The 8,394-nt window shown below is 65.4% G+C and carries 9 protein-coding genes; 3 read left to right on the top strand and 6 right to left on the bottom strand.

The window, feature by feature from the left end:
* Window positions 1-934, top strand: a 934-nt coding sequence (locus ACK5IR_RS04335; RefSeq protein WP_416926284.1) for an IS110 family transposase, incomplete at its 5' end; no start/stop codon positions are given.
* Window positions 935-947: 13 nt separating this feature from the next.
* Here ACK5IR_RS04335 and ACK5IR_RS04330 read toward each other — a convergent pair.
* The 3 genes from ACK5IR_RS04330 to ACK5IR_RS04320 all read right to left on the bottom strand — a co-directional run bounded on the left by ACK5IR_RS04330 (window position 948) and on the right by ACK5IR_RS04320 (window position 2,927).
* The gene (locus tag ACK5IR_RS04330; protein WP_416926282.1) at window positions 948-1,091 is read right to left on the bottom strand and encodes a hypothetical protein; all 144 of its coding nucleotides are present in this window, start codon (window positions 1,089-1,091) and stop codon (window positions 948-950) included.
* Window positions 1,092-1,170: 79 nt separating this feature from the next.
* Window positions 1,171-1,434, bottom strand: a complete 264-nt coding sequence (locus tag ACK5IR_RS04325) for a hypothetical protein (protein ID WP_416926280.1) — start codon at window positions 1,432-1,434, stop codon at window positions 1,171-1,173.
* A 452-nt stretch (window positions 1,435-1,886) separates the two neighbouring features.
* Window positions 1,887-2,927: a GNAT family N-acetyltransferase gene (locus ACK5IR_RS04320; RefSeq protein WP_416926278.1), complete on the bottom strand. Its 1,041-nt coding sequence runs from the start codon at window positions 2,925-2,927 to the stop codon at window positions 1,887-1,889.
* Window positions 2,928-2,984: 57 nt separating this feature from the next.
* Between ACK5IR_RS04320 and ACK5IR_RS04315 the strand changes: the two genes are divergently transcribed.
* Window positions 2,985-3,134 (top strand): hypothetical protein, encoded by a 150-nt coding sequence (locus tag ACK5IR_RS04315; RefSeq protein WP_416926276.1) that lies wholly within the window; start codon window positions 2,985-2,987, stop codon window positions 3,132-3,134.
* A 159-nt stretch (window positions 3,135-3,293) separates the two neighbouring features.
* Window positions 3,294-4,103, top strand: coding sequence for a division plane positioning ATPase MipZ (locus ACK5IR_RS04310; RefSeq protein WP_416926274.1), 810 nt, complete (start codon window positions 3,294-3,296; stop codon window positions 4,101-4,103).
* Window positions 4,104-4,321: 218 nt separating this feature from the next.
* On the opposite strand, the gene ACK5IR_RS04305 is transcribed toward ACK5IR_RS04310, so the two are convergent.
* From ACK5IR_RS04305 to ACK5IR_RS04295, 3 genes are all read right to left on the bottom strand, one after another.
* Window positions 4,322-5,494 carry a type III PLP-dependent enzyme gene (locus ACK5IR_RS04305; RefSeq protein ID WP_416926272.1) on the bottom strand — a complete coding sequence of 391 codons (1,173 nt, stop codon included), beginning with the start codon at window positions 5,492-5,494 and terminating at the stop codon, window positions 4,322-4,324.
* Window positions 5,495-5,749: 255 nt separating this feature from the next.
* Window positions 5,750-7,183 (bottom strand): NAD(P)(+) transhydrogenase (Re/Si-specific) subunit beta, encoded by a 1,434-nt coding sequence (locus ACK5IR_RS04300; RefSeq protein ID WP_416926270.1) that lies wholly within the window; start codon window positions 7,181-7,183, stop codon window positions 5,750-5,752.
* A gap of 13 nt (window positions 7,184-7,196) precedes the next feature.
* A partial coding sequence (locus tag ACK5IR_RS04295) for a Re/Si-specific NAD(P)(+) transhydrogenase subunit alpha (protein WP_416926268.1) occupies window positions 7,197-8,394 on the bottom strand: 1,198 nt, incomplete at its 5' end.

The raw sequence follows: 8,394 nt of genomic DNA, 5'->3' as shown, positions 1-8,394 counted from the left end.
GACAGAGCATAGCATCGGGATCGATATTTCGAAATCTTACCTCGACGTTTTTCATCTGGAGAAGCAGACGGCGAAGCGGTTCGAGAATTCGGCGAGCGGCTTCCGGGCGCTGCGCAAATGGCTGTCGCCGCTGACGGTGGCGCGGGTGGTGTTTGAAGCGACCGGGCCCTATCACCGCGCCTTCGAAAAGGCGTTCTCGGGGAATCTCCCTTTGGTAAAGGTCAATCCTCTCCAGGCACGCCGTTTCGCGCAAGCCTGCGGAACGAGGGTCAAAACGGATGCGGTGGACGCACGTCTCCTGGCACGCATGGGATCTGCACTTGCCTTGGTTCCTGATGAGCCGATGTCGGAAAAGTTACATGATCTTCGTGACTTGCAGATCGCACGAACCGCCCTGACAAAGGAGCGTACCCGGCTGCGCAACTGCGGCCACGTTCAGACCAACGCGGTTCTCAAACGCCAGACCAAGACCCGTCTGGCTCTGGTCGAGCGGCAGATCGCCGAGCTGAACGACGAGATTGCGAAGCGCGTCGCCGAGGATCGGTCAACCGCACGCAAGCGCGACATCCTGTGTTCGATCCCGGGCCTTGGCCCGGTCGTCGCGGCGGCGATCCTCGCATTCCTGCCGGAAATCGGTACGTTGGGACGGAAACAGGCTGGAAGCTTGGCAGGGCTGGTCCCTCACAGCCGGGAATCGGGTCAGTGGAAGGGCAAGTCCTTCATCAGCGGCGGGCGAAAGCCTCTGCGCGACGCGCTCTACATGCCAGCCCTCGTCGCCATGCGCTTCAATCCCGACCTGAAGGCAAAATACACCGCGCTTCGCGAAGCCGGAAAACCCGCCAAGGTCGCCCTTGTCGCGCTCATGCGTAAATTGATCGAAACCGCAAATGCGCTGATCAAAGATGATCGCATGTGGGTCGAAAATCGCGCTTGACCATGACGGATACTCAGAACAGTCCCAGCACCACGAATGCCGCAAGGTTGCCCAGCATCAGATAAAGTACCGCCTTGCCGATCCGCACAACGTTTCCGGGAAATCCCTCGTGCCGGCTCGCGGCTGCCAGGCGCGGCTCCCAGGCGCCAGATCGCATAGGGCAGCACCCGCCGGGCAACCCCGGCGTGTCGGGGGGCAAGTTCGACCAGCCGTTTCAGCGCACCCGGCACCCGCCGCTACGACAGGCTCCACAGAAGCCGCCCTGCTGCACCGTCATCGAGCCCCGGCAGCGCCTCCAGCCGCGACAGAAGGGCAGCGGAAGGCATATCCCCCTGCCGCCCGCCGTAACGGGCCTTCCCGCGCTCCACCGGGTCCGGTGTCCGCGTGCCCTCACCAGAGGCGGAACCCTCCCAGCCGTAGCGGTAGTTGACCAGATAGCCTCCGGCGGTTTCGATCAGGTCGATCTCGCAGATGCGGTTTCGTCCGGCGGGTCTGGTCAAATGTACGGTCCTGAGAACAGTCAAATCGCATACCCCGCTACCCCGCATAATATCCGGATCCGTGCGGGTGCAGCGAGATCGTCGCAATCCGTGGGGAGAGTTCAATGCCCGGTGTCCGGCCCGGGCAACGGCTCATACCAACGGCCAAGAGGACCGATCGCTCGCTATAGCCGGTATCGCGGGACGAAGCTGCTGTTCGGATGAAGCACGAGCCGCACCAGTGCATGGCGAGGACGGGCGCTCGACCCTCGAACGTCGCGCTTTATGCCACCACATCCGCCCGCAACATGAACGGTGCGCTGTGGTCACGAAAGCGGCTGGCCGCGGGAACGGCCACGCGCTGGCGCGGCGGCCTTCGGCCTTGTTCCGCGCCCGGGTGCCTTGATCGACCGAAGCGGGAAGGGCTCGATGCTGTCTTTCGCGGGTAGACATGCCATCCTTCATGGCAGTCACTATCGCACGTGCGAAAACGCACCACGCAACGGCATGTCTTTCACGCTGTGCGGTGGCGGGATCTGTTCGATCCCGGCCTCCGATGGATCAGGGCGCGCACGCGCCCAACCGCGCGGCATGCGCCAGGCAAACAGCCGCGTGCCGGGAGCGGCGATACGTGTCGCCCCCAGCCGGAACACCTCGGCCCCGCTGCCGATCTTGAACCGCGCCAGGCCCGGTGCCGTCTCGGTATCCACGCTGTCAAGATCGAGGGCCGTTATTCCCTGGTGCCGCAGCCACAGCATCGCCTGCCAGAGCAGCAGATTATGCGCGCCCGCCGCCCGCCCCTCGGCCCCGGACCAGCCGATGTGATAGGTTGCGCCGCGCCCATGCAGCAGAAACAGCATCGCCGCGATCGACCGCCCGCCTTGCTCGGCGGTAAAGAGACGGCTGGCCGCCATACCGCCCGCCCCGCACCATGCAACCGCAAAGGCGGGCGGCAACCGCCGGTAGCGCCGCGCCCGCGCCTGCGCCGCCTCCCGGTGGAAAAGCCAGTGATCGGCGGTTGCGGGCATCGCACAATGACGCACCCGTATCCCCCCGGCCTCGGCCCGGACCAGACGGTTGCGCCATTTGCCGCCCATGCGCGCCCTCATATCCTCGGGCGGCGGGCCCAGATCGAGGCGGGCGAAGCTGCACGGCGTCATCGTCTCCAGCCAGCCGCTCTCGTCCAGCGGGTCGCTTGCGCCGTACCGGTCGGGGGTGACCGCCAACATGCAAAACCGGCTCCGCAACAGGCCGAGCAGCGACATCAGCGCCGCCCTGCGATGCGCATCGGAAAGATCCGGTGCCCAGACCGGCCCGCGCGAAAGCAGCGCGCCCGCTCCGACCAACTGCCAGCGGCGGACGAGGATCTGCGCCGCACCGATGATTCGTCCACGCACGTCCGTCAGCCGATAAGCCTGCGCGGAAGAGCCGAGCGCCGCGCAGGCCGCACCGTAGGTCGCATGCTGCTGCATCGGTGCCGCTACCCCCCGGGGCAGCCTGTGACGATCGGTCATGGCCCAGTCCATGCCGGTATTAACCGCGCCTGAACCTAAGGCCTGGTTAATGGCGGCATGCGCAAGAACACCTGCCCCGTACTCGGAATCACCGCCCCACCTGCCCGGCCGACCTTTCGCGGCGCGCTCTGGCTCGCCTGTGGCGTTTCCCTGCCGGTCTTCACCGTTCTGACCCTCGGCGAACTGCTCTGGCGGCTGGCCTTGTAACCGGCACATCCTGCGCAATTTGCACTTCCCCTCGATCGTCCGGCGATTTACTTCCTGCCAACCGGCACCGCATCCAGTTGCGGTATCGCCGAATCGCGCCACGAGATGTGGCGTAATACCCGCCTCATGGCATGTGCGGCGACGGAGGGCCGAGCACGGATGGCGCATATCATCGTCGTCGGAAACGAGAAGGGCGGATCAGGTAAATCCACCACTTCGATGCATGTGGCGACCGCGCTCGCCCGCATGGGGCACCGGGTCGGAACGCTCGATCTCGACCTGCGCCAGCAGAGCCTCGGGCGATATATCGAGAACCGCAACGCCTATTGCGCCGCCAGAAAGGTCGAACTGGCAGGCCCGGTCTTCCACTCCCTGCCCGAGGTTGCACCCGACGATCTGCCCGAGGGCCGCAACATCCAGGACGAGCGGCTTTCGCGTGCCGTCGAAACGCTGGACCGCGCGATGGATTTCATCCTGATCGACTGCCCCGGCTCGCACACCCGGCTGAGCCAGATGGCGCATTCCATGGCCGACACCCTGATAACGCCGCTCAACGACAGTTTCGTCGACTTCGACCTGCTGGCCCGCACCCGGCCCGGTGACGGGGCGATCCTTGGCCCCTCGGTCTACGCCGAAATGGTCTGGACGGCGCGACAGACACGGGCCGAGGCGGGGCTGCCGCCGATCGACTGGATCGTCACCCGCAACCGGCTCGGCTCGCAGCAGATGCACAACAAGCGCAAGGTGGGAAATGCCCTGCAAAAACTCAGCAAACGGATCGGCTTCCGCGTCGCCAACGGCTTCAGCGAAAGGGTGATCTTTCGCGAACTGTTCCCGCGCGGGCTGACCCTGCTCGACCTCAAGGATCTGGGGCAGGATCGCCTCAGCCTGTCAAATATCGCCGCCCGTCAGGAGCTGCGTGACCTGATCGCGACCCTGAACCTGCCGGGGGTGGCCGTACGGTTCTGACCATCACCACCGACGCGCCCGTTCAAACGGGCGGGGCTCCCCCCGATCCTCGATGCATGGCATCCCGGATCATTGGGGCCGGGCGCGCGCTGGCGCGCGCGCTTTCCTTCTGGTGGCGAACGGTTTGCCGCAGGGCAGCGCCGCGCAGCGGCGCCGGGCCCGACACCGCGCAAGCGCGACAGCACGCCGTCGCGGGGGCGGGAACCCGCCCGCCCGGATCAGATCGCCACGACGTCGAGCGGCGGGAAGCCGTTGAAACCGATGGACGAATAGCTCGACGTGTAGGCACCGGTGTTGCGGATCAGAACCCGGTCGCCGGCACTCAGCGCCAGCGGCAGCGCCATCGGGCGCTTCTCATAGAGCACATCCGCACTGTCGCAGGACGGGCCGGCGAGGATGCACGGCCCCGCCGGCAGGCCGTCATGCGGGGTTTCGAACTGGTAGCGGATCGCCTCGCCCTCGGTCTCGGCAAGACCCGAGAAGCGGCCGATATCGAGAAACACCCAGCGATGCGCGTCGCGGGCGGACTTGTGAGCGACCAGAAGAACCTCGCAGACGATCACCCCCGACTCGGCCACGAGCCCGCGGCCCGGCTCGGCCATGATGCGCGCCACATCGCCGAAACGGGCGCGAACCAGCCGCATCACGCCGGCCGCATAGGCCTCGGGCGCTTCGATCGGTTCGCCGTAGAAGGCCGGGAACCCGCCTCCGATGTTGAGTAGCGAAAGATCGTGACCGGCGGCGCGCGCCGCGTGCCAGATGCGCGCCATCTCGTCGAGCGTCGCCGCCCACATGGCCGATTGGCGGGTCTGCGAACCGACGTGAAACGAGAAGCCCACCGGGTCGAGCCCCAGCGCCCTGGCACGGTTCAGCAGGTTCAGCGCCATGTCGCGATCGCAGCCGAACTTGCGCGAAAGCGGCCAGTCCGCCTGGCTGGTCTCGACGATCAGGCGGATATAGACCCGCGCGCCCGGAGCGTTGGCGGCGATCTTGTCAAGCTCGACGTCGGCGTCGGCGGCAAAGAGCGTGATCCCCGCACGATGGGCGAAGGCAATATCCGAGGCCCGCTTGATCGTGTTGCCGAAGGAAATCGTCTCGGGCCGGGCGCCAAGCGACAGGCAAAGCTCGATCTCGCCGCGCGAGGCGGCATCGAAATGCGAGCCGAGCCCGATCAGACGCGCAATAACCTCGCGCGCCGGGTTGGCCTTGACCGCATAGTGAAGATCGGCCCGTCCCAGCCCGCGTTTCAGCGCCGCGTAACGCTCGGCGACGATATCGGTGTCGATCACCAGCGTCGGGCGGTCGAACTCGGTCACCGACAGAAAGGCATCAAGCCGTGAAGGGACGGGAACGGCGCGCGAGGCAACGGCCTCGCCGAACAGCATCGTCATCGGTCATCTCCAATAGATCGGGGCCCGAAGGGAGGGCAGTCGAGTTCCAAGGGAGACGTTACCGTCGCTACGTAAACACGGAGAGCGTGATGCTTCGGCCAGAGGCGCGTGCGTTGGCGTCTTGAATGCGCATTTGCGGTCAAACCGGATTCGGATCAAGAGGCAATTTCGGCCGGAGGCATCAAAAAAACGAAAAACCCGCCCGAACGCGCCGGGCGGGTCATTTCAGTCACACCGGTCAGTCACACCGGCGCGTCAGTCGATACGCGTCAGCAGATCGTCGAGCGATTTCTTGGCGTCGCCGAAGAACATGCGGGTATTTTCCTTGAAGAACAGCGGGTTCTGGATGCCGGAATAGCCGGTTCCCTGACCGCGCTTCGAGACGATCACCGTCTTGGCCTTCCAGACCTCGAGCACCGGCATGCCGGCGATCGGGCTGTTGGGGTCCTCCTGTGCGGCCGGGTTCACGATGTCGTTCGAGCCGATGACGATGGCGACATCCGTCTGCGGGAAGTCGTCGTTGATCTCGTCCATCTCGAGCACGATGTCATAGGGCACCTTGGCCTCGGCCAGCAGCACGTTCATGTGCCCCGGCAGACGCCCGGCGACGGGGTGGATGCCGAAGCGCACCTCCTTGCCTCTGGCGCGCAGCCGCCTGACCAGTTCGCTGACCGATTGCTGCGCCTGCGCCACCGCAAGGCCGTAGCCCGGCACGATGATGACGCTGTCGGCATCGTCCAGCAGGCTGGCAACGCCGTCGGTGTCGATGGCGATCTGCTCGCCCTCGACCTCGGCCGCCGCCTCGCCGGTACCGCCGAAGCCACCCAAGATGACGTTGATGAACTTGCGGTTCATCGCCTTGCACATGATGTAGGACAGGATCGCACCCGACGAGCCGACCAGCGCACCGGTGACGATCAGCAGATCGTTGCCCAGCGTGAATCCGATGGCCGCCGCAGCCCAGCCCGAGTAGCTGTTGAGCATCGAGACGACAACCGGCATGTCCGCCCCGCCGATCCCCATGATCAGATGCCAGCCGATGAACAGGGCCAGCAGCGTCATCAGGAAGAGCGGAAAGAACCCGCCGGTGCCGAAATACCAGAACAGGCAGAGGATCGACAGAACAGCCGCCGCCGCGTTCAGCATATGCCCGCCGGGCAGTTGTTTCGGCTTGCCGTCGATCCGGCCGGCAAGCTTGCCGAAGGCGACGACCGATCCGGTGAAGGTGATCGCGCCGATGAAGATGCCGAGGAACAGTTCGACCCGCAGGATCGACTGCTCGGCACCGCTCTTGTGCGCCAGAACGGCGGCGAAACCGTCGAGCGCCGCACGCGCCGTCTCGTCCATCGCCATCACGCGCCCGAACTCGAAATGCGCGTTGAAGCCGACGAAGACGGCGGCAAGGCCGACCAGCGAGTGCATCGCCGCCACAAGCTGCGGCATCTCGGTCATCTGCACGCGCTGCGCGACATAGGTTCCGATGGCGCCACCGGCGACGATCAGCACCAGCGACAGCCCCCAGTTGCCCGCGCCCGGCCCGATCAGCGTGGCAAAGACTGCCAGCGCCATGCCGACCATGCCGTACCAGACGGCGCGCTTGGCGCTCTCCTGCCCCGAGAGCCCGCCCAGCGACAGGATGAAGAGAACGGCCGCGACGATATAGGCGGCGGTAGTGAAGCCCATTTCCATTGTCTCGCCCTCCTCAGGATTTCTGGAACATGGCGAGCATGCGCCGGGTGACCAGGAAGCCGCCGAAGATGTTGATCGCAGCCATGAAGACCGACAACGCCGCCAGCAGGATCACCAGAAACGACCCCGACCCGATCTGCATCAGCGCACCGAGGATGATGATCGAGGAGATCGCGTTGGTCACCGCCATCAGCGGCGTGTGCAGCGCGTGGCTGACGTTCCAGATCACCTGGAAGCCGACAAAGACGGCCAGCACGAAGACGATGAAATGCTGCATGAAGCTGGCCGGGGCATAGGCACCGACCAGCAGCATCAGCAGGCCGCCGACGGTCAGCAGCATGATCTGCTGGCGCGACTGTTTGCGGAAGGCCGCCGCCTCCTGGGCGCGCCGTTCCTCGGGCGTCAGTTCCCTGGGCTTTTCCTTGGGCTTCTGCGTCGCGATCGCCTGTATCTTTGGCGGTGGCGGCGGGAAGGTGATTTCGCCCTCACGGGTGATGGTCGCGCCGCGGATCACGTCGTCTTCCATGTCGACAACGGCCAGGCCGTCCTTTTCGGGCGTCAGGTCGGTCAGCATGTGGCGGATGTTGTTGGCATAAAGCGTCGAGCTTTGCGCCGCCATCCGGCTGGGAAAATCGGTGTAGCCGATGATGGTCACGCCATTGTCGGTGACGATCTTCTCGTCGGGAACCGTAAGCTCGCAGTTGCCGCCGCGCTCTGCGGCCAGATCGACGATCACCGAACCAGGTTTCATCGCCTCGACCATGTCCCTGGTCCACAGCACCGGCGCCGGTCGGTTCGGGATCAGCGCAGTAGTGATGACGATATCGACCTCGGGCGCGAGTTCGCGGAATTTCTCAAGCTGCTTCTCGCGGAATTCGGGGCTCGAAGGCGCGGCATAGCCACCGGTTGCGGCACCGTCCTGTCCGGTTTCCTCGAAATCGAGAAAGACGAACTCGGCCCCCATGCTCTCGATCTGCTCGGCCACTTCGGGGCGCACGTCGAAAGCATAGGTGATGGCCCCGAGCGAGGTCGAGGTGCCGATGGCGGCCAGTCCCGCGACACCGGCACCGATCACCAGCACCTTGGCGGGCGGCACCTTGCCGGCGGCCGTCACCTGCCCGGTGAAGAAGCGGCCGAAATTGTTGCCCGCCTCGATCACCGCGCGGTAGCCGGCGATATTGGCCATCGACGACAGGGCGTCCATCTTCTGC

It is taken from the genome of Tropicimonas sp. (assembly GCF_047971885.1).
Lineage (GTDB): Bacteria > Pseudomonadota > Alphaproteobacteria > Rhodobacterales > Rhodobacteraceae > Tropicimonas.
Note: the sequence above shows the minus strand (reverse complement) of the source record. Positions and strands in the feature narration are given on the sequence as shown.

Coding starts and splice junctions, on each gene's coding strand:
- ACK5IR_RS04300 (WP_416926270.1), bottom strand. CDS start 7,183: ATGGAAATGGGCTTCACTACCGCCGCCTATATCGTCGCGGCCGTTCTC.
- ACK5IR_RS04315 (WP_416926276.1), top strand. CDS start 2,985: ATGCGCAAGAACACCTGCCCCGTACTCGGAATCACCGCCCCACCTGCC.
- ACK5IR_RS04330 (WP_416926282.1), bottom strand. CDS start 1,091: ATGCGATCTGGCGCCTGGGAGCCGCGCCTGGCAGCCGCGAGCCGGCAC.
- ACK5IR_RS04305 (WP_416926272.1), bottom strand. CDS start 5,494: ATGACGATGCTGTTCGGCGAGGCCGTTGCCTCGCGCGCCGTTCCCGTC.
- ACK5IR_RS04320 (WP_416926278.1), bottom strand. CDS start 2,927: ATGACCGATCGTCACAGGCTGCCCCGGGGGGTAGCGGCACCGATGCAG.
- ACK5IR_RS04310 (WP_416926274.1), top strand. CDS start 3,294: ATGGCGCATATCATCGTCGTCGGAAACGAGAAGGGCGGATCAGGTAAA.